Source organism: Apibacter sp. wkB309 (genome assembly GCF_002964915.1).
In the GTDB taxonomy this organism is placed as follows: Bacteria; Bacteroidota; Bacteroidia; order Flavobacteriales; family Weeksellaceae; genus Apibacter.
Genome location: NZ_PSZL01000015.1, coordinates 1 through 817 on the forward strand (window position 1 = coordinate 1; position 817 = coordinate 817).

The 817-nt window shown below is 32.9% G+C and carries 2 protein-coding genes; both read right to left on the reverse strand.

Translation table 11 applies throughout. From position 1 onward, the window contains the following. Window positions 1-385 (reverse strand): hypothetical protein (locus C4S75_RS05760; protein ID WP_146105578.1); only part of this gene is annotated, 385 nt, incomplete at its 3' end. 28 nt (window positions 386-413) lie between these two features. Next, a partial coding sequence (locus C4S75_RS10095; protein ID WP_158254222.1) for a hypothetical protein occupies window positions 414-817 on the reverse strand: 404 nt, incomplete at its 5' end.

Consider the following 817-nt stretch of genomic DNA (forward strand, 5'->3'; position numbering starts at 1 on the left):
TGTCTTTGAATAATTCTTCTTCTGTTAATCTATAGGTAAGATAATCCATATTCCTACGCATAGTACCATTGGAAGTATCTCCTTGATCGCATTCTGACCAATTATCGCTAAGACCTATACTGTCTTTTGCATTTATATATAGTATTTGTCCTTCATATTTTACTGTATTTCCAAGAGTATCATATACCCAAGGGATTTCTGCCCATGCTTTTTTTATTAGTTCTCTGTTCGGTCTATATTCGGCCAAAAAAACTCCTCTTGCCTTCGATTCTTCTATCGTCTCACTTATCTGAATTACTCTTGTTTTATCTTCAGCATCTATACCACATCCTATTATAATTATTAGGAAAAAACTACTAAAAACTATTTGTATTTTTTTATTCATACGATTCTTCGGATCCGTATAAAAAAAACTATTTCTTCTTTATCAACAGCAATTCTCCCATACATTTTCTCTTTTTTCCTCCGTATATATAATAAATTAAAGTGTCTTTAGATAATTCTTCTTCTGTTATTCTAAAGGTAAGATAATCCATATTCCTGCGCATAGAACCATTGGAAGTATCACCATTCATGCATCTTTCCCATGTTCGGGAGAGACCTATACTGTCTTTTGCATTTATATAGAGTATTTGTCCTTCATATTTTACTGTATTTCCAAGAGTATCATATACCCAGGGGATTTCTGCCCATGCTTTTTTTATTAGTTCTCTGTTCGGTCTATATTCGGACAAAAAAACTCCTCTTGCCTTCGATTCTTCTATCGTCTCACTTATCTGAATTACTCTTGTTTTATCTTCAGCATCTATACCACATC